The following is a 19639-nucleotide window of genomic DNA, read 5'->3' on the forward strand; positions in this document are numbered from 1 at the left end:
CCCCCTTTAACCCTGAATTCTTTTTAACTGTAAAATTTTACGAGTAATATCTAATATTTCCTCTGTGTCAGTTTTTCGTTTTGCATCTTGTAAATCATTCATTAAATGTTGCAGTTCAATATTAATTTTGCGCATATTTAATGCGTTTATTTGCTCATCAATTTCGCGGTCTGAAAAATCCTGGGGCATGTTTGTCATTTCAGCATTAACTATTATACCTTGAAGTTCCCTCGGAATAAAATCTAAGAAACTATTAACTGTTGGATTTTCTTCATTTTCACTAAAATTTAACCATAATTCCGCTAATTTTTGAAATTCTGAGTCTGGGAACAGGAATTGATGGGATAATAGATATTCACGAGCATGTTTTGAATGAATAAATAAATATAATAAGCGAGTTTGAATAGGATCGCTAGCTTCCTGCTTTTGAACTTTATCAACTAGTGGATTTGAATAATTATAGGATTCACTTTGTTCTGGAGCAGGATAACCTTGATGCCTTTTTGCTTTATTTTGTTGCCTGCGGTATTTTGTCAAATTCACTTTAAGTGAATCTTGTTCCACTCCTTGTTCCTTGGCAATTTTGTTTAAATATAAATCTTGTTCAACTGGATTAGACAACTGAGCTATTTCTTTCATGGCATCATCTAAGTACGCTAATTTTTCCCTGTCATTTGCGAGATTATATTTCTGTTTTAACCTTTTCAAGAAAAAATCTGTTGGCGTCAAAGCACCTTTTACTTCGTCCTTGTATTTTTCAATACCATATTTTTTTACAAATTCATCAGGGTCAAGTTTTTCAGGCAAAACAACAATTCCTAAGTTAAAGCCTCCAATTTGGTTGAACATTCTTGTTGCCCGTTCTTCGGCATGTACTCCCGGATCATCGCCGTCATAATTGATAATGATATTTTTAGTAATCCTGCGTAACATATATACTTGTTGATCTGTCAAACTGGTTCCCATTGAAGCAATGCCAGACTTTATTCCGGCTTTATATGCTGCAATTACATCCATGTATCCTTCATACAAAATCAAATGATTTTCACCTCGGACTGCCTTTTTTGCTTCAGCAAAATGGAACAGAGTCTTTGATTTAGTAAATACTTCAGTCTCAGGACTATTAATATATTTGGCTTCAGTTTTATCATTAGAAAGTCTTCTTCCAGAAAACCCGACCACATAGTCCCCTTCATTACTAAGCGGAAACATTAGTCGTTCCCTAAAGCGATCAAATAATTCTCCATTTTGAGATTGAACAAACAAACCACTTTTTACCAGGTCCCCATCTTTAAAATCTTTTTCTTTCAGATAAGTCAAGAGTAAATTGTTTTGTTTGGGAGCATAACCAATTCGAAAGTGACTGATAATGTCATGGTCAAGACCACGCTTTTTTGCATAGTTATACCCGGGCTTTCCCGCATTAGTAGAAACTAATACTCGATGATAAAAGTCAGCTGCTTCTTCATTTATCTTGATGAGAACATTCGAAAATTTAGGCTTTTGACTGGAATATTCTCCAATGTCAATATGAGCAAAATCTGCTACTTTTTGAACACTTTCCGGAAAGGTTAAATTTTCCTTATACATGAGGAACGAAAAAACATTGCCACCTTTTCCGCAACCAAAGCACTTGAAAAACTGTTTTCCTTCGCTAACAGTAAATGAAGGAGTTTTTTCTTCATGAAAAGGACAGAGACCGACATAGTCTTTGCCTTTCTTTTCAAGTGAAACGTACTGACTTATGACATTGACAATATTCACATTATTACGAACTTTAGCAATTGTTTCTTCAGGTATAAGACCAGCCATCTTTCCACCTACTCTTATTTAATAACTAATTTGCTTAGATCGCCAAGTCGTTTTGCAAGTTGAGCTACTTCGTTAAGCTGCGCCAAGCGGTTATTTTTAATAGCCTCATTCTTATCCATTATCATATTTGTGTCAAAGTAAACGTCAATGACAGGTTGTAGCTTCACAAAACTATCATATAGTTCTGCGAGATTATCAACTTTACTTAATTTCTTTACACCATCAGCAAGTTCAGTTTCAGTATTATTTTCAAACATTTCTCGTTTTACAACATTCTGCCCCTTGTACTTAGCTTTTTGCAAAATATTGTTTATTCTGATTAAGCTTTCAACAACTGGCTTGAATTTATCATCATCATGATGTAATTGCAAAACTTTTGCTGCAGCCAAAATTTGGATGGGATCTTGTTGACTTGAAGCTAGAACTGCATCAATGATGTCATATTTATAGTTATTTTTCTGTAAATACTGTTTAATACGATCCCGAATAAAGGATGAAATTTCCTCTTCCTGTTCAGCTTTTTTAGGCAGTTTAGCTGGTGTCTTATTTTCAAGAGCTGAAACAATTTCCGGTAGCATTTCGTTAAATGGTAATGACCATTTTTGGTTTAACAATATTCGTACAATGCCGTAAGCATAACGACGTAGAGCATATGGATCATTTGATGAACTAGGAATCATGCCAACCGCAAAGAAAGTAATAATTGTATCTAATTTATCAGCAACAGATAATAATGAACCCACTGTTGTTTTAGGCAATTCACCTTCAGAAGTGGTCGGCATATAATGCTCTTCAATAGCATCAGCAACATCATCCTTTTCACCTGCTAATTTGGCGTAGTGTCTGCCCATTACTCCTTGAAGTTCAGCAAATTCTCCCACCATTTGAGTAACTAAATCAAACTTGTACAATTCGCTGGCACGGTCAAAGTCTTTAACAACCTGTTCATCAAGTTGCCATTTGTTAGCTAAAAAATCACCTATAATGCGGACGCGCTTCATTTTTTCAGACATTGATCCAATTTTATCGTGAAACGAAACGTTATCAAGTTTTTGAACAAAATGGCTCAGAGGATATTTACGATCCTCATCGTAAAAGAATTGTGCATCATCCAGACGTGCTACTAGAACTTTTTCATTTCCTGAAACAACATTTTCCAGGTAATCTTTATTACCATTACGTACAGCTACAAAATGATTAATCAATTTGCCATTTTGATCATAAACTTCAAAATAACGTTGATTATCCTTCATGGAAGTTATTAATACTTCTTTAGGCATTTCCAAATACTTTTTGTCAAAAGAACCAGTGAAAACTGTAGGATATTCAACCAGATTTGTTACTTCTTCAAGTAAACTTTTATCTGGCTTAATTTGCCAATTATTCTTTTTTACTAACTTATTCATTTGGTCAACTATCATTTTGCGACGTTTTGTTGCATCAACAATTACAAATTGATCTTTTAAAGCGTCTTCATAGTCGCTGCTATTAGCCAAAACCACACTATCGCCCAGGAAACGATGACCTTCTGTCTTTCTTCCCGCCGTAATATCGAGGATTTTGACAGGTACTACTTCGTTACCATAAAGTGATACCAGCCAATGAATAGGACGAACAAATTCAAAATCATTAGAGTCCCACCGCATCTTGGTTGGAAAAGTCATAGCTTTAACTATGTCACTCATTCCTAAAAGGATATCAGTAGTTTTTTTACCTTCTTTTTGGACATGCACATAAGCATATTCGGTGCCTTTTAATTCTTCAAAGTAAATATCATCAGTAGTCATTCCCTGACCACGGGCGAATCCTTGAGCAGCTTTAGTCCAATTTTTATCCTGATCCAAAGCAATTTTTTTGGCAGGTCCTTTTTTAATTTCATCAATATCAGTTTGCTTTTCAGAAAGCTCTTCTACTAGAACTGTTAATCTCCGAGGCGTAGAGAAGGTTTTAATACACTTAAATTTAAGTTTATTTTCTTTCAGAAATTTTTCGGTTCTTTCAGCTAATTGCTTAACGCTCTTCCCAACGACATGGGCTGGCATCTCTTCAGTGCCAATTTCAAATAAATAATCTTTAGCCATTTTCAAGTCCCGCCTTCTTATCTTCTGCACTTTTCAATAAAGGAAAGCCTCTTTTTTCACGCTCTTCTACAAAGCATACTGCTACTTCATGAGCCAATTTCCTAATTCTAGCTAAATATCCTGCTCGTTCAGTAACCGACACAGCTCCTCGAGCATCAAGCAAATTAAATGTATGGGAACATTTCAAAATATAGTCATAAGCCGGTTGTACTAAATTCAACCCAATTAATTCTTGAGCTGTTCTTTCGTATACATCAAAAAATTTTAATAGATCTTCTTGATTAGATTCATCAAAAGCATATTTAGAGTTTTCATATTCAGCTTCTTTAAAAATGTCACTGTATAAAACGCCATCACCCCATTCAAGATCGAAAACAGAATTAACATCTTGAATATAGGAAGCCAGTCGTTCAACACCATAGGTAATTTCACTCATTGTTGGCTTAACATCAAGTTCACCAACAGTTTGAAAGTAAGTAAACTGACTTACTTCCATACCGTCAAGCCATACTTCCCAGCCAACTCCAGCGCAGCCCATTGAAGGATTTTCCCAGTTGTCTTCAACAAAGCGAATATCATGTTCCAATGGATTTATTCCTAATTCTTTCAAACTATCCAGATAATATTGCTGGATCTTTTCTGGAGCCGGCTTAATTACTACTTGAAATTGATGATGCTGAAACAAGCGATTAGGGTTATCTCCATACCTGCCATCAGCCGGACGCCTTGAGGGTTCTACATAGCAAGCCGCCCATGGTTCTGGACCAACAGCCCGTAAAAAGGTATAAGGACTCATAGTTCCTGCTCCCTTTTCAACATCATAAGAAGGCATTACCATGCATCCTTTCGAAGACCAAAACTTCTCTAGTTTAAAAATCATATCTTGAATATTTAATTTTTTCTGTGCCATTTTTATTTCCTTTCTGCATAAGACCATAAAAAAAGCCTATGCAAAACATGCATAGGGACGAGATTTAGTCGCGGTTCCACCCTAATTCAGGAAATAAATTCCTGCTCTTAATTAACTTAGCTAGAGGTGCCTTTTCCCAGATGCTCTCACACTCCCAGCACTCGCTTAACTGGTACTTTTTTTATCCTCATTATAGCCAAAACATATTATTATTTTATCATAAAAAGCATATAATCTGAAGGGCTAGTCAGTTAATTTTAATTCGTCCAAAAACTTTTTAGTTTTGAGGTTGAGATCAATTGTTTCCTGATAAATACGGTCAATTGCTCTGCGTGTAGCTTTTTTAGTAGGAGATTTAATTTTAATATCACCTAACTTGTTAAATGGAAGTAAAAAGATAGTTCTTAAAACAGCTGTTTCTCTCGGTTTTAAATGTAGACGACCTGGATCAGCATAAAAATGCTTACTGCACAAGATGCCGCCATTTTTGATTGAGTAGTCAAACTCTCCCTGCTTTTCACCACAGATCACACAGCTTCTCAGCTCTGGTTCAACCCCATAAGCCGCTAGTAATTGCATTTGTACTATTTGAGTTATCATTTCGGGATCGGTTCCAAAATTAATTTTTTGCAAAGCAAATTTTGCAAGATCGTAATACCTGCCTAGATCCTGATATTCAATAAATGCGTGATCGATTAAGTCAATAATAAAAGAAGCATACGCATTTTTTATTAAATCATCATATAATCCATCAAATTGTTTTACATTCTTGTAAGTCCTTAACGTACTCAAACCGTGTCCAGAAGAATAAATGACGTAAGTTCCATACGAGAAATTCAGTAATGAAGCACCTAATTTAGATTTTGATTTTAGAGCACCGCGGGCAAGAAGTGTAATTATGCCATTTTTTTCGGTCATTATTTTAGCCAATAAATCTGCTTCATGATACTTTTGTCTTTTAAAAATTATCCCGTGTACTTCTTTCAATTGACGAGCCATTTCAGGCAAGATCCTTTAGGTTATAACCAATTTGTCTTAAAAACTGAGGATCAGAACGCCAATTGTGCTGCACTTTTACCCAAAGATGCAAATTAACTTTTTCACCTAATAAATCTTCAATTTGTCGTCTGGAATTGATACCAATTTGCTTGAGCATCTTGCCGCCCTTACCAATGATGATTCCTTTTTGACCACTTTTTTCTACATAAATAGTGGCCTCTATTTGTAGCTTATTGTTCTCATGCTTGTTCATTTGTTCTACCCAAACTGCAGCAGCATGAGGAACTTCTTCAGCTGTAAACTTTAAAATTTGTTCACGAATCAGTTCTGCAACCATAAAATATTCAGGACGATCTGTTATTTGATCTGTGCCATAATACTTAGGTCCTTCAGGTAAATATTGATATAAAACTTGAATTAGATCACTAATTCCAACTCCCTGAGTTGCAGATACCGGCAAAAACTCTTTAAAAATATTTAGCTTACGATATTGATCAATTATTGGTAAAAGCTCATTTGGATTAACTTGATCTACTTTATTAATAAGGACCACAATGGGAACAGTCGCTTTTTGCAATAACTCTGCTATATAAGCATCACCCTTGCCCATTTTTTCTGGTTCAACCATAAACAAAATAAGATCAACATCGTTCAAGCTAGACAAGCTGGCTTTATCCATGTAATCATCTAAATCTAGGTGCGGCTTAAATATACCGGGAGTATCAATAAAAATCGCCTGCATATCATCAGTTGTTAAAATCCCAGAGATTTTATTACGGGTAGTTTGCGGTTTACTGGAAGTAATTGCTACTTTTTGCCCTACTAGATAATTCATTAAAGTAGATTTACCAACGTTAGGTCTTCCTAGCAAAGCGACAAATCCAGATTTTATTTTCTTGTTTTCAACCATTATTTACCTCTGCCTTCATCTAACTGATCGGGATACAATGGCAAGCCATATTCTTCTAATACCTTTCCTTGTATTTTAAACATGGTTTTTGCTTCGCCTGGTTCAATATGATCATATCCGCTGAGATGCAAAAAGCCATGGACTAGAGTATAACCAAATTCGCGGTCCCAACCGGTACCGTATTCCTTACTGTGTCGCATAATAACGCTGGGACACATAAATAAGTCACCAATATCTTCAATGAAATCAGGATCATCAAATGTGCTAAAATCAATTTGATCTTCTCCATCTTCAATAGCAAAAGAGATCACATCAGTTGGTCTGTCTTTACCACGATATTTTTTATTAATTTCGTTACTGCGTTTTTCATCAATGAAATTAATACTCATTTCCAAGATGTTGGTTCTATTTATCTCATTTTTAGCAAGTAAGAGAAGTTGCAGAATCCATTTTTGCCAATCACGTTTTTCATTGTCAAGAAAACCAATTTCATCATTAAAAGTAATATCTATTGAATCCATTAAAACTTTTTTTCTTCCTTTTCATAGGCGTTAATAATTTTAGCAACTACCGGATGACGGACAACATCATTAGCAGAAAACCAAATAAATTTAATCTGTTCAATTTTCTTCAAAATACGTTCAGCATCTATCAGTCCACTCCGTTGCTTACCGGGAAGATCGACTTGTGTCATGTCACCATTGACGATCATTTTTGAATTAAAGCCAAGCCTGGTTAAAAACATTTTCATTTGCGCGTCAGTAGTATTTTGTGCTTCATCAAGAATAACAAACGCATCATCCAATGTACGACCACGCATGTACGCTAATGGAGCAACTTCAATTACACCACGTTCCATTAAATGATCGGTGGTATTGGTGCCTAAAATTGCATATAGAGAATCATAAATGGGCCTTAAGTAAGGATCAACTTTTTCTTTGAGATCACCAGGTAAAAATCCCAGCGACTCCCCCGCTTCAACTGCAGGTCTAGTCAAAATAATCCTGGAAACTTCGCCCTTTTTAAAAGCAGCAACAGCACAAACAACTGCAATAAATGTCTTACCGGTACCAGCAGGACCGATCCCAAATACAACATCATTTTTTTCAATAGCTTCGACATATTTTTTCTGTCCCATGTTTTTGACTCTAATCGGCTTGCCTTTAGCATCCCGAATTAAAATCTTTTTATATAGATCAGGAAAATATTCTGTTGTTCCTTTATCTGCCATTTTCATTGCACTTACAACATCGGCAGGACCGATATTAATATTTGCATTAACGACATTATCAAGAGCTTTTAAAACAGCTGAAATTTTTTTGATGTCGCTGTCATCACCTTGAATAGCTATACTATTGCCAGTATCAACTACACTAGCATTATACCCTGTAGACAAAAGGCTTAAATTGTTATCATTAATACCAACTAATTTCTGGATATTTTCAGGATTTTTAGGAATAAAATTGGTTTGGGCCAAATAACTCTGCTCCTTTTCTTATGCCTAATTCAGCTGTTTACGAACGACTGCAGAAGCTTCTTTGCCATCAGCTTTACCTTTGATTTTAGGCATTAATACTTTCATTACTTTTCCAAAATCTGACTTGCCTTGAGCATTCACTTCTGCAATTGCTGAAGAAACAGCTTGATCGAGCTCTTCAGGGGTCATTTGCTTAGGCAGATAGCTTTCAACAATTGCTAATTCCTGTTTAGTTTCGTCTGCCAGATCTTTACGATCAGCTTTAGTAAATTCTGCAATTGATTCTTCACGCTGCTTTTTTTCTCGGCTAAGAACCGTCAGTTCTTCTTCAGCGGTTAAATCGTGACCAGCTTTAATTTTTTCATTCATTAAAGCAGACTTGATCATACGAACAGTGTTCAGTCTAACTTTGTCACGAGCTTTCATCGCTTCTTTCATATCTGACATTATTTGCTCAGATAAACTCAAATGAATTCCCTCTTTCTTCATAAAATCTAGCTAAATTATAACAAATTTACAACCTAGTTTAAATTAAATAAAACATTAAACTTTAATTGTGGTTAATAAAAAACGACTTTTATCTGCTTGATAAAAGTCGTTTTTAGATTAATAATGTCTGCGTTTCCGAGCAGCTTCGGATTTCAGTTTCCTACGAACACTAGGTTTTTCATAAAACTCGCGTTTGCGGTATTCCTGTAAAGTACCACTTCTAGAAACGGAACGTTTAAAACGACGAAGAGCATCATCAATAGACTCGTTTTCGTGAACGACTGTCTTGGCCATATGTGATCCCTCCTTCCATTTCTTGACGTTACCGTCATACATTTAACTAAATTATATCAAACATCACCAGTGGGTCAATACAAACGAACAATATTTTTCAAATTTTTCACAGGAAAAACTTAATCTGTTAATGATTTTGGTTAAATTGTATAATTAAAGAAAAAAAGGAGTAAATAATGGCTGAAGAAACACCCAAAAAAGAAGTTAACATAATAATAATTTCAGATTCTGCTGGTGATACTGCTTTTAACAATGCTGTTGCCGCAGCCGCCCAGTTTCCTGATGCACAGATTAATTACAGGAGGTATCCATTCATAATTAATAAGGAGAAATTGGAAGATACTTTTGCAGAAATAGTTCAATATCCAAATTTATTGCTTATTTACAGTCTGGTAAAAGATGAAATGCAAATACCAGTTATTCGGTTTGTTAGAGAACACCATATTCAAAGTGTTGATATTTTATCTCCTGCTATCGAATCGATTCAAAAATTAACTGGTTTGAAACCGCAACAAAAAATAGGTGCACAGCATAAAATGAATCAAAAATACTTTGATCGCATTTCAGCTATGGAGTTTGCGGTTATGTATGATGATGGCAAAGACCCTAAGGGTTTTTTAGAAGCTGATGTCGTACTTTTGGGAGTATCGCGTACGTCGAAAACTCCCTTATCTTTGTTTTTAGCTAATAAAAATCTCAAAGTCGCAAATCTGCCATTAGTTCCAGATACCCATATCCCGAAAGAAATATATCAAATTGATCCTAAAAAAATTATTGGTTTGACAAATGACCTTTCTGTGTTAAATGAAATCAGACGTGAAAGAATGATTTCCTATGGTTTAAATCCCGATACCTCCTATTCTAATATCGATGCCATAAAAAAAGAATTGGATTCAGCACAAAAGCTTTATGATCAGCTTGGTTGCTTTGTAATAAATGTTGCTCACCGTTCGATCGAAGAGACTGCAGCAATTATCATGAACCACTTAGGAGTTCAAAACTAATTTTTTCTTTGTTTGCCTTGTTTTCATTATTTAACTTCCATATAATTAATTTAATATTAAAAAATTAAACTATTGAAGCCAATTGAGGCAAAATAATGAAAAACAAACAAGCTAATAAATCAATCAGAAAAGTGGTTGTTCTAAGACTGATCTTAATCGCTATTTTTGGCGGGATCACTGCCTTAGATGGCATTATTAGTCCAATTTTAATTGGTAAATTAATGGACAACATCAGTAAAAAAGAATTTTCCACTTCTTTTATCTTATTAGTGGTGTTTTTACTGTGCTTTGTTTTAGTTAACGCTTCCTTTTGGATTTGGCGCTTATTGAGCCTGAATATCAGGAAAATTATTAACAAATGGTTGCGCAGTCAGGCAGTAGCCAGCTACAATAACCATCCGCAACTACAGTCAAGTAAAATTTTAAATTTTATCAATGTCACGATCAAACAATTTGAGAACCAGATCATTGATTCGGTAATAATGTTGATCTACTGCATCGAGCAAGCAGTAATCACTTTATTCTTTGTAATTAAGATTAATCCTATATTAGGTCTGACCTATTTAATATTAGGATTTATACCAGCAGTAGTTCCCTTTGTTTTTAAAAAATGGCTGAGCAAATCAACTGATCGGTGGAACAAGTCATACCAGCGTTATTCACTGCACACCACTGAATATTTTAACGGCTTTTATACAATCAAAAGATTTGAAAGCTTGTTAATCTTTAAGGATAAGCTGAACAATCTCTTAAATGACTCGGAAAATAAATATTATCAAATGGATGCGGACAAGGAACATTCACGTTTTGTTTCTAACTTGCTCTATTCATTATCTACCATTCTTTCTTTGGGTTTGGGCGTTTACTTTGTCAGCATTGGTCAATTGACCGCTGGTGCGTTAATGTCCTTATATTTAGCAGCAGACAGGGTTACAAGTCCCATAATTAGTTCTATTCAATTCACTAATCAGTTACTTTCAAGTCGCCCATTAATTGCTTCATGCAAAAATATTATTTCTAACAAAGAAAAACCAATTAACAATATCGTGTCTCAAAAATTTACAGATGATACTGTGCTAGAAATTGATGATGGTTCATTTGGTTATGATAAAGCCATTATCACTAATCTTTCTTTTAGTGCAAGCAATAGTGAAAAAATTTTAATTTCTGGCAGATCCGGCATCGGTAAAACAACGATAGTAAAAACAATGTTGAACGAGCTCAAATTGTTGGGTGGAACAATTAAATACAGCAAGGAGTTATATGCTAAACCAATTTATGACAATATCGGTGTCTTAGCCCAAGAAACTACCATTTTTACCGGTACCCTGCTTTTTAACTTGTGTCTTGGTCAAAATTATCCGACTGCTACAATTTTACAAGTTTTACATGAAGTTGGATTAACCAAATTTGCTAATGAGAATGCACTGAATTTGAGGCTGGGTGAAGGTGCCAATGCCTTATCTGGAGGAGAAAAAAGAAAGTTAGAATTGGCCAGATTGCTACTGCGCAATAAAAAGTTATTACTGGTTGATGAAGCATTATCAGGTTTAGATAAAGAAAGCTACAGCCAAGTTTTTGACTTGATTCTCAATTTTCCTGGCACAGTGATTGATATTGAACACAATGTTCAGCCTGCATTTGCTAAAAAATATGGTAAAGTAATAGAACTTGATCAGTATGCTTTATGATACAGAAACAGATTTAAGTTAATTATTTACTAAGTTTAATAATTTTAAGCTCATCAATTGCAGTAAACTACCGGGCAAAATAAAATGGAGTAGAACAGTAATCTGATCTAGCAATAGAAAGCGTGTAGAGTTTATGTATGAAAATAAAGAAAAATTAGATACAGCTATTTTCGCCGGTGGTTGCTTTTGGTGCATGGTTAAACCGTTTGACTCTTTACCGGGAATTAAAAAAGTAATTTCGGGTTATACTGGTGGACATGTGCCAAACCCAACCTATGAACAAGTATGTACAAGTGAAACGGGACACACTGAAGCTGTTGAAATCACTTATGATCCTGAGGTTATGCCTTATGAAAAGTTGCTTGACTATTATTGGCAAGTAACTGATCCAACAGACGCATCCGGACAATTTCAGGATCGCGGTGATAACTATCGTCCAGTTATCTTTTATAATTCTTCTGCTCAAAAAGAAGCTGCGGAGATGTCAAAAAGAGCTCTCCAAAATAGTGGCAGGTTTGATGCGCCAATAGTTACAAAAATTGAACCAGCCAAGCCATTTTATCCTGCTGAAGATTATCATCAGGATTTTTACAAAAAAAATCCACTGCGTTATAGTCTTGAAGAATCTGGTGGCAGAGAAGAATTCATCAAAAAACATTGGCAAAACTAATCAAAAATAGATTAAAAACACTTTAAATTTCACGAAAATGTGTTAGTATACTTAAGAAAAATACTAGTTTTTATTTTTATATAGAAACTAGTATTTATTATTTTTATTTAGCATTTTTTCAAAAAGGGATAATTGAATAATGGACCAGCTTGACGCATTCAATCGGCGGTATAATCTACTCTCTAAAATTTCTGCCTCATTTTTCTATTCGCTAGCCGTGGCTGTGGCTCTAAATTTCTTTTGGACACCAGGACACATGTATTCCTCAGGAATAACTGGTTTTGCCCAATTAATTAATACCATGAGCGAACGGTATTTACCCGTTACTCTATCAACTTCTGTTTTGTATTTTGTATTGAACTTGCCTCTGCTTTTGCTTGCCTGGATAAAGATTGGACATAAATTTACGTTTTTTACAATCATTACAGTCATCCTTGGATCAATTATGATGCGAGTAATACAACCGATTAACATGCACATTGATCCACTTGTCTGTGCGATTTTTGGTGGTATGATCAATGGCCTGGGTACAGGTTTTGCGCTTAAGAACGGTATATCAACAGGTGGACTTGATATCATAGGTATAGTCATTCAGCGAAAAACAGGAACCAGTTACGGTAAAATCAGTATCTTAATTAATTTAATAATTATAGCTGCTGCTGGATTTGCTTTTGGTTGGACGCGTGCATTATATTCAGCTTTAACTATTTTTATTAACGGACGCGTAATCGATGCCGTCTATACGCAGCACCAGAAGCTACAGGTTACCATCGTTACAGAACAGCCTCATGCTATTATTGATGGCATTCAGGAAAAAATGCATCGTGGCATTACGATTTTCCATGATGTAGAAGGAGCGTACAGCCATAACGAGAAGAAAGTATTGATCACTGTGATTGACCGCTATGATATGTATGACATATTACATATTGTCAAAAAAAGCGACCCCTACGCTTTTATGAGTGTAACAGAAGTAGAACGGGTTTACGGCAGTTTTAAGGAACAAGAAATAGTTTAATAGTACTCAAAAAGAACATGACTAATAATAGTCATGTTCTTTTTTACATAATTTAGATTATTTAAAGAGCTTTTTATATTCTCCGTAACCTTTTTGTTCTAATTGCTCATAAGGGATGAAAGCTAAAGCTGAAGAATTGATACAATATCTCAAGCCACCTTTATCAGACGGCCCATCGTCAAATACATGTCCTAAATGCGAATCTGCGTCTGGACTCTTAACTTCTGTTCTTTCCATATTATGAGACTGATCACGGTGGTAGACTAATTTTTTAATTGGTCGGGTAAAACTAGGCCAGCCACAACCCGCATCATATTTGTCTTCACTCGAAAATAGTGGTTCACCCGATACAATATCAACATAAATTCCTTTTTGATAAAAATCATCGTATTTGCCTTTGAATGGGTAATCAGTTGCAGCTTGCTGAGTCACTTGGTACTGATCGGGAGTTAACTGCTTCAATCTCTTATTTTTCTCATTTTGATCCATAAATCACACACTCCTTACGTGTATATACCCAATATAACAAAAATAAATAGCATACACTAACTATAAACTCACTAAAATAATACTTTTTCTTAATTTTATTTAAGTTCATGCTGGGTTATAATATGGTTTCAAGAAAAATAGGAAGGATCTTATTGTGTTATGCCACATTTAGCAAAAAACTTATCTGCAAAAATAAATTCTAGAATTAGAAACTTGCCTAATTCTGAAATCAGATCTTTTAGTCAAAAAATTTCTCAAATTCCTGGGATAATAAAATTAACTATTGGTGAACCTGATTTAAATACTCCTGAACATATAAAACGAGCGGCAATTAAAGATATTAATAGTGATGACTCCCATTATGCTCCAGAAGCTGGAAAGGAAAAATACTTAAGTTCCGTCAGCAAGTATTTAAAAAAGAGTTTGGGTGTAAGCTATGATCCTAAAAGTGAAATTTGTGCTATTGTAGGTGTTTCAGAGGGACTGAATATTGCCGCCATGGCTTTGTTAAATCCGGGAGAAAAAATCATTGTCCCTACCCCAGTTTGGGAAGTTTATTTTGGTATTATAAAAATGGCCGGTGGTATACCTGTACAAGTTGATACTTCTGCTGATAATTTCCTTTTAACAGCCAAAAAGCTGACTGAGACGCTTGAAAATGAAGGCAAAGGAGCAAAAGCTGTTATCATTACTGACCCCTCTAACCCAACAGGTCGAGTATACTCAAAGCAAAACTTACAAGAGTTAGCAGACGTTATCACTAAATATGATATATTTGCAGTAAGTGATGAAATTTATGCGGAATTAATTTACGGTGAAAAAAAGCATTATTCTCTGACACAGATTATTCCGGAAAGAACTGTTTTGTTATCGGGGCTGTCAAAAAGCGTTGCAATGACTGGTTGGAGAATCGGTTATATCGCGGGGCCTGCTGAGTTAATGAAGTCAATGATCAAAATACATTCATTCATGATTTCTTCTGTAACTGATAATGTTCAAATTGCAGCTTCAGAGGCATTAGAACATGGCGATCAGGACTATATTGAAGCCAGGGAAAAATACCAAAAGCGTTTGTATCTTCTTCAGGATGGTCTAAAGAAGAACGGTTATATCATGGCTACACCAGAAGGAGCTTTTTATATTTTCGCTAAAATACCAAGTAAATTCGGCTGTGACGATGTCGCCTTTGCTAAAGATTTGGCTGAAAAAGCAAAAGTTGGGGTAACACCTGGAAGTTATTTTGGTGCTGGAGGTCATGGATACGTTCGCTTTTCATATGCATCTTCTGAAGAGAAGCTCAAAGAGGCTATTAAGCGCATAACTGATTACACTAATAATAACTAAAAAGCTAATTTCTTGGGGTTTTCAACTTTAGTAGTTTAAAATTTAAAGGGTAGTCGTTTATATTTATAACAAGAGAAAGGGTTAAGATTATGCAAGTAACAATGAAGAATGAACCTCTGTCAACCAATGGTGAACCACCAAAGGTGGGCGAACAATTACCAGACTTTAAAGTAAAACAGGCAGACGGTTCTGTTGTTTCAGTAACAGAATTAGTTGACAAGCCAACTTTAATCAGTGTTGTACCTAATATTAATACCAGCGTCTGCAGTATTTCTACTAAAAAGTTTAACGGTGAAGTTGATAAGTTTGACGGTATCAATTTCTATACTATTTCTACCAATACTCCAGAAGAACAAAAAAACTGGTGTGCAGCTGAAGGCGTTTCTAAAATGAAGCTTTTGTCAGATGATTCTTTTGATTTTGGTAAAAGTATGGGTCTATTTATTGAAGCTAATAACTTAGATTCCAGAAGCGTTTGGATCGTTGATGCAGATAAAAAAGTTTTGTACAAAGAACTCATTCAGGAATTAACTAACGAGCCTAATTACGATAAGGCTTTAGATTTTTTACAAAGTTTAAAATAATCTAGTTAAAAGCGGTTAAGGAAATAATTTCCTTAACCGCTTTTTTACTTTAAAAAACAGGTTTATCAAGTACAAACCACTTATCAAAAGTTTGATCTGCTAAATCAAAATTGTCTGGGTTTAATAAAAATTGCTTAGCTTTAACTACTAAAGGCGAAGAATTTGCAATACTTATCTTTGCTAATGGTATCCTGATTGCTCCTAATGAGTCTTGACCGGCAAATTGTTTAACTTCTCTTTGAACTTTACCAATAGTTTTCTTTATTTCATAAAAAACACAAATATGTTGATTAAAATGCCACTGTTCAAAATTCCAAGGGTATTTAAACGAAGTAACACCAATTTGCTGGTAATCTTGAACTATTAAGCCTGTTTCTTCATTTACTTCACGCTTAACTGCATGCCTTAATGATTCCCCGTCTTCTAAACTACCTCCTGGTAAGTCATAGCGATTTATATAAGGTCTACCCTCTTTTTTGATTACAACTAGATTTTGCTGATCACCAATAATGTCATAGCAACCAAAAGCCCGATGAAACTTATCAGTCATATGATTTCCTCCTAATTCAAGTTGATTTTTAACAATAAGAGAACAAAATAGCATGAAGAGCATAATTCTTCATGCTATTTTGATATTTGTTTTATCTTTAATCCCAACTGGTATTTTGTGCAGCATCTTTTTCGGCTTGTACTTTCAAGTTTGCTTCAATTTTGGCTACATCGTCTTGATACTTATCTTCGACCTCAATACCCAAATCAGTTAATTGTTGTTCAGATACAGGAGCAGGTGCATGCATCATTGGTTCTGAAGCATTGGCATTTTTCGGGAATGCCAATACATCACGGATATTATCTTTTTCAGCAAGCAGCATTGCAAAACGGTCAAGCCCGATGGCAAGTCCAGCATGTGGTGGAAAGCCCATATCCAAAGCTTCAAGAAGGTAGCCAAATTGTTCATAGGCACGTTTTTTGGTAAAACCGAGTGCCTTAAACATTTTTTCCTGAATTGAACGCTTGTGAATACGTATTGAACCTCCACCCAATTCATCACCGTTCATAACAATATCATAGCTGCGAGCGTGAGCCTTGTGCGGTTCAGTATCCAATAATTTAATACCTTCATCATCGGGCATAGTGAATGGATGGTGCGCTGCAATCCATCTACCGAATCCTTCATCATATTCAAATAATGGCCAATCAACCACCCAGACAAAGTTAAATACATGTTTTGGAATAATATTTGTTTCTTTAGCGAATTCACGACGCAAATGGTCAAGCGAGTCGCAGCAAACTTTCCATTTGTCAGCAATAAATACGACTAATTCGCCGCCTTGCAAGTTAAATTCATTGATTAAAGAAGCTTTATTTTCATCAGTTAAGAATCGAGAAATTGGACCAGAGAACTCACCATCTTCAAATTTGACCCAAGCCAAACCTTTTGCATGGTAGCGCTTAATATAGTCCTGCTTTTTCTCAATTTGTTTGCGAGAGTATTTTTGAGCACCATCTTTAACTGCAATCCCTTTAACAAAGCCACCATCGGCAATAGCACCAGAGAAGACTTTAAAAGCACTATCCTTAAAGATTGGACTTAAGTCGTGAATCAACATGCCAAAACGAGTGTCTGGTTTATCTGTTCCGTAATTATTCATTGAATCTGTCCAGGAAATGCGGTCAATTGGAGTTTTCAGATCAATTCCCATTACGTCTTTCATGATTTTCTTGAGCAAGCCTTCAGTGTAGTCTTGTACCTGCTGCTCATCGGTAAAAGAAGTTTCCATATCAATCTGAGTGAATTCAGGTTGCCTGTCACCCCGCAAATCTTCGTCTCTAAAGCATCTAGCTAACTGATAATATTTATCAAAGCCTGCTCCCATCAATAGCTGCTTGAAAAGCTGGGGAGATTGTGGCAGAGCGTAAAAACTGCCAGGATAAATTCTAGACGGTACCAAATAATCACGAGCACCTTCAGGTGAAGATTTTCCTAAAATTGGTGTTTCAATATCAATGAAACCATTTTGATCAAAAAATTCATGTGTTGCTCGTAAAATTTTTGACCGTAAAATGATAGCATTTTGCAAGTTGGGTCTACGCAAATCCAAATAGCGATACTTTAGCCGAGTCTGTTCGGCAACTTCAACATTATCTTTAACTTCAAACGGCGGATTCTTGGCTTTGTTCAACACATTGATTTCTTTAGCCTCGACTTCGACTTCTCCTGTTTTCATGTCAGGATTAATACTTGAACGTTTAACTACTTTACCTTTGACCTGTATTACGTATTCATTTCCTAGTGAATCTGCAATAGCCATTAACTCTTGGCCTGAATCATGATTAACTACAACTTGGACAAGACCTTCTCGATCGCGTAAATCAATAAACACCAGATTACCTAGATTTCGCACACGTTGTACCCAGCCGTACAAATTTACACTCTGATTAATAAATTTTGATGTGATATTACCACAATAGTCAGTTCTTTTTTCCATTTTTTATTCCTTTAATTGTTTCATTACCGCATTCATATCTTCAAGATCGTTGAAATTAAACTTAAATGTTTTAGCATCAGCAAGTCTTTTAACATTTAAAACTTCGGCAGCTAACTCTTTGTCGCCAAGTGTAATGACGTATTTAGCTTTAGCTCTATCAGCTTTTTTAAATTGGGCTTTTAACTTCTTTTGATCAACATCATATTGAACTTTTAAACCTTGCTTACGCAACAAACGAGCAATTTCGACAGTTTTTACTTCGGTTCCTTGACCAATATTGGCAATAAAGAAATCAATACCCTGATCTTTAAAAAGTTCGGGATTTTGTTTTTGTAAAACCAGCATCAAGCGTTCTTCGCCTATACCAAAACCGACTGCAGGTGTTCTTGGTCCGTCAAATTCCTCTACTAAATTATCATAGCGACCACCACCTACAATTGTAGATGCAGATTCCCAAATACTTTTATCTTCTACCATAAATTCAAAGATTACACCAGTATAATAATCAAGTCCGCGAACCAAATCATTATCAATCACATAATTAATTTTTAATTGGTCCAGTATCTTTAGAATTTGGTCAAAATTTTCTTTTGATTTTTGATCCAAATAATCAACTATTTTAGGTGCTTTAGGCAAAAATTGCTTATCCTGTTCATCTTTGGAATCTAAAATACGCAAAGGGTTCTTTTCTAACCTTCTCTTTGAGTCTTCTGAAAGCTTTTCTCTGACAGGCTTAAAATAATTGACCAGCGCATCATGATAATCTTGACGAACTTGTGCATTACCCAGCGTATTAATATGTAACTCATAATTTTTTACACCGAGTTTGGCTAATAAATCATGAGCCAGGACGATTGTTTCTACGTCAGCTAATGGATTAGAAGAACCAAAACTTTCGATGCCAATTTGGTGAAATTCACGTTGACGACCTGCTTGAGGTCTTTCATAACGAAAAGTTGATTCAATATAATAAACATTTAAAGGCTTCGCTACTTCTGGTGCATAAAGCTTATTTTCAACGTAAGCACGCACAACTCCAGCTGTCCCTTCAGGTCTTAAGGCAATGTGTCTGCCACCTTTATCATTAAAATCATACATTTCTTTTTCAACAACATCAGAAGTTTCACCACTCGAGCGCGAAAAAACATTATAGTTTTCAAAACTGGGTGTGCGAATTTCGCGATAATTTGCTCGTTTAAAAAAATCACGTAAAATTTGTTCTACCTTTTCCCATGATCCAGATTCATCTGGCAAAATGTCAACTGTTCCTTTAGGTCTTTGAACTCTCATTTAATCATCCTTTTAATAAAAAAACGTCCTTGAATAAATCAAGGGCGCTCTGATTTAGCACGGTACCACCTTTTACCTGCTGCGAATA

At 35.3% G+C, this 19639-nt stretch carries 19 protein-coding genes; 6 read left to right on the plus strand and 13 right to left on the minus strand.

The genetic code is table 11. The features are described 5' to 3' along the window. Positions 1-6 precede the first annotated feature (6 nt). The 9 genes from dnaG to rpsU form a co-directional block, all read right to left on the minus strand. Entirely contained in the window at positions 7-1812 is a 1806-nt protein-coding gene (gene dnaG, locus F5ESL0261_RS05285; protein ID WP_122052423.1) for a DNA primase, read from the minus strand. 14 nt (positions 1813-1826) lie between these two features. Beyond that, positions 1827-3893, minus strand: coding sequence for a glycine--tRNA ligase subunit beta (gene glyS, locus F5ESL0261_RS05290; protein WP_122052526.1), 2067 nt, complete (start codon positions 3891-3893; stop codon positions 1827-1829). Next, positions 3886-4803, minus strand: a complete 918-nt coding sequence (gene glyQ / locus F5ESL0261_RS05295; RefSeq protein ID WP_034979786.1) for a glycine--tRNA ligase subunit alpha — start codon at positions 4801-4803, stop codon at positions 3886-3888. The genes glyS and glyQ overlap by 8 nt, the downstream gene beginning before the upstream one ends. A 243-nt stretch (positions 4804-5046) precedes the next feature. Further along, complete coding sequence (recO, locus tag F5ESL0261_RS05300; RefSeq protein WP_109586313.1) at positions 5047-5802, minus strand: DNA repair protein RecO; 756 nt, start codon at positions 5800-5802, stop codon at positions 5047-5049. A gap of 1 nt (position 5803) precedes the next feature. Further along, complete coding sequence (gene era / locus F5ESL0261_RS05305) at positions 5804-6712, minus strand: GTPase Era (RefSeq protein ID WP_122052424.1); 909 nt, start codon at positions 6710-6712, stop codon at positions 5804-5806. Then, complete coding sequence (gene ybeY / locus F5ESL0261_RS05310; RefSeq protein WP_122052425.1) at positions 6712-7233, minus strand: rRNA maturation RNase YbeY; 522 nt, start codon at positions 7231-7233, stop codon at positions 6712-6714. The genes era and ybeY overlap by 1 nt, the downstream gene beginning before the upstream one ends. Further along, positions 7233-8189, minus strand: coding sequence for a PhoH family protein (locus tag F5ESL0261_RS05315; RefSeq protein WP_122052426.1), 957 nt, complete (start codon positions 8187-8189; stop codon positions 7233-7235). The genes ybeY and F5ESL0261_RS05315 overlap by 1 nt, the downstream gene beginning before the upstream one ends. A gap of 24 nt (positions 8190-8213) precedes the next feature. Continuing rightward, positions 8214-8657, minus strand: coding sequence for a GatB/YqeY domain-containing protein (locus F5ESL0261_RS05320; protein WP_122052427.1), 444 nt, complete (start codon positions 8655-8657; stop codon positions 8214-8216). A 138-nt stretch (positions 8658-8795) separates the two neighbouring features. Then, complete coding sequence (rpsU, locus tag F5ESL0261_RS05325; RefSeq protein ID WP_009560161.1) at positions 8796-8972, minus strand: 30S ribosomal protein S21; 177 nt, start codon at positions 8970-8972, stop codon at positions 8796-8798. 176 nt (positions 8973-9148) lie between these two features. Between rpsU and F5ESL0261_RS05330 the strand changes: the two genes are divergently transcribed. From F5ESL0261_RS05330 to F5ESL0261_RS05345, 4 genes are all read left to right on the plus strand, one after another. Further along, the gene (locus tag F5ESL0261_RS05330) at positions 9149-9976 is read left to right on the plus strand and encodes a pyruvate, water dikinase regulatory protein (protein ID WP_122052428.1); all 828 of its coding nucleotides are present in this window, start codon (positions 9149-9151) and stop codon (positions 9974-9976) included. 95 nt (positions 9977-10071) lie between these two features. Further along, a complete protein-coding gene (locus F5ESL0261_RS05335) occupies positions 10072-11667 on the plus strand; it encodes an ABC transporter ATP-binding protein (RefSeq protein ID WP_122052429.1) in 1596 nt (531 codons plus the stop codon). A 133-nt stretch (positions 11668-11800) separates the two neighbouring features. Then, positions 11801-12337 carry a peptide-methionine (S)-S-oxide reductase MsrA gene (gene msrA, locus F5ESL0261_RS05340; protein WP_122052430.1) on the plus strand — a complete coding sequence of 179 codons (537 nt, stop codon included), beginning with the start codon at positions 11801-11803 and terminating at the stop codon, positions 12335-12337. Between the two features lie 139 nt (positions 12338-12476). Beyond that, the gene (locus tag F5ESL0261_RS05345) at positions 12477-13355 is read left to right on the plus strand and encodes a YitT family protein (protein ID WP_122052431.1); all 879 of its coding nucleotides are present in this window, start codon (positions 12477-12479) and stop codon (positions 13353-13355) included. A gap of 57 nt (positions 13356-13412) precedes the next feature. Here F5ESL0261_RS05345 and msrB read toward each other — a convergent pair whose 3' ends face one another. Further along, positions 13413-13844, minus strand: coding sequence for a peptide-methionine (R)-S-oxide reductase MsrB (msrB, locus tag F5ESL0261_RS05350; RefSeq protein WP_046332158.1), 432 nt, complete (start codon positions 13842-13844; stop codon positions 13413-13415). A gap of 159 nt (positions 13845-14003) precedes the next feature. Here msrB and F5ESL0261_RS05355 point away from each other — a divergent pair, with 159 nt between their 5' ends. Together F5ESL0261_RS05355 and tpx are read left to right on the plus strand one after the other, a co-directional pair. Further along, on the plus strand, positions 14004-15188 hold the full coding sequence (locus tag F5ESL0261_RS05355) for a pyridoxal phosphate-dependent aminotransferase (RefSeq protein ID WP_122052432.1): 1185 nt from the start codon (positions 14004-14006) through the stop codon (positions 15186-15188). An 89-nt stretch (positions 15189-15277) separates the two neighbouring features. Continuing rightward, on the plus strand, positions 15278-15772 hold the full coding sequence (tpx, locus tag F5ESL0261_RS05360) for a thiol peroxidase (protein ID WP_122052433.1): 495 nt from the start codon (positions 15278-15280) through the stop codon (positions 15770-15772). A gap of 49 nt (positions 15773-15821) precedes the next feature. On the opposite strand, the gene F5ESL0261_RS05365 is transcribed toward tpx, so the two are convergent. The 3 genes from F5ESL0261_RS05365 to hisS all read right to left on the minus strand — a co-directional run bounded on the left by F5ESL0261_RS05365 (position 15822) and on the right by hisS (position 19551). Beyond that, positions 15822-16322 carry an NUDIX hydrolase gene (locus F5ESL0261_RS05365; RefSeq protein WP_122052434.1) on the minus strand — a complete coding sequence of 167 codons (501 nt, stop codon included), beginning with the start codon at positions 16320-16322 and terminating at the stop codon, positions 15822-15824. 97 nt (positions 16323-16419) lie between these two features. After that, complete coding sequence (gene aspS / locus F5ESL0261_RS05370) at positions 16420-18261, minus strand: aspartate--tRNA ligase (protein ID WP_122052435.1); 1842 nt, start codon at positions 18259-18261, stop codon at positions 16420-16422. A gap of 3 nt (positions 18262-18264) precedes the next feature. Next, positions 18265-19551 (minus strand): histidine--tRNA ligase, encoded by a 1287-nt coding sequence (gene hisS, locus F5ESL0261_RS05375; RefSeq protein ID WP_122052436.1) that lies wholly within the window; start codon positions 19549-19551, stop codon positions 18265-18267. Between the last annotated feature and the right edge of the window lie 88 nt (positions 19552-19639).

Origin of the sequence: Lactobacillus sp. ESL0261 (assembly GCF_003693025.1) — a bacterium.
GTDB lineage: Bacteria > Bacillota > Bacilli > Lactobacillales > Lactobacillaceae > Lactobacillus > Lactobacillus kullabergensis.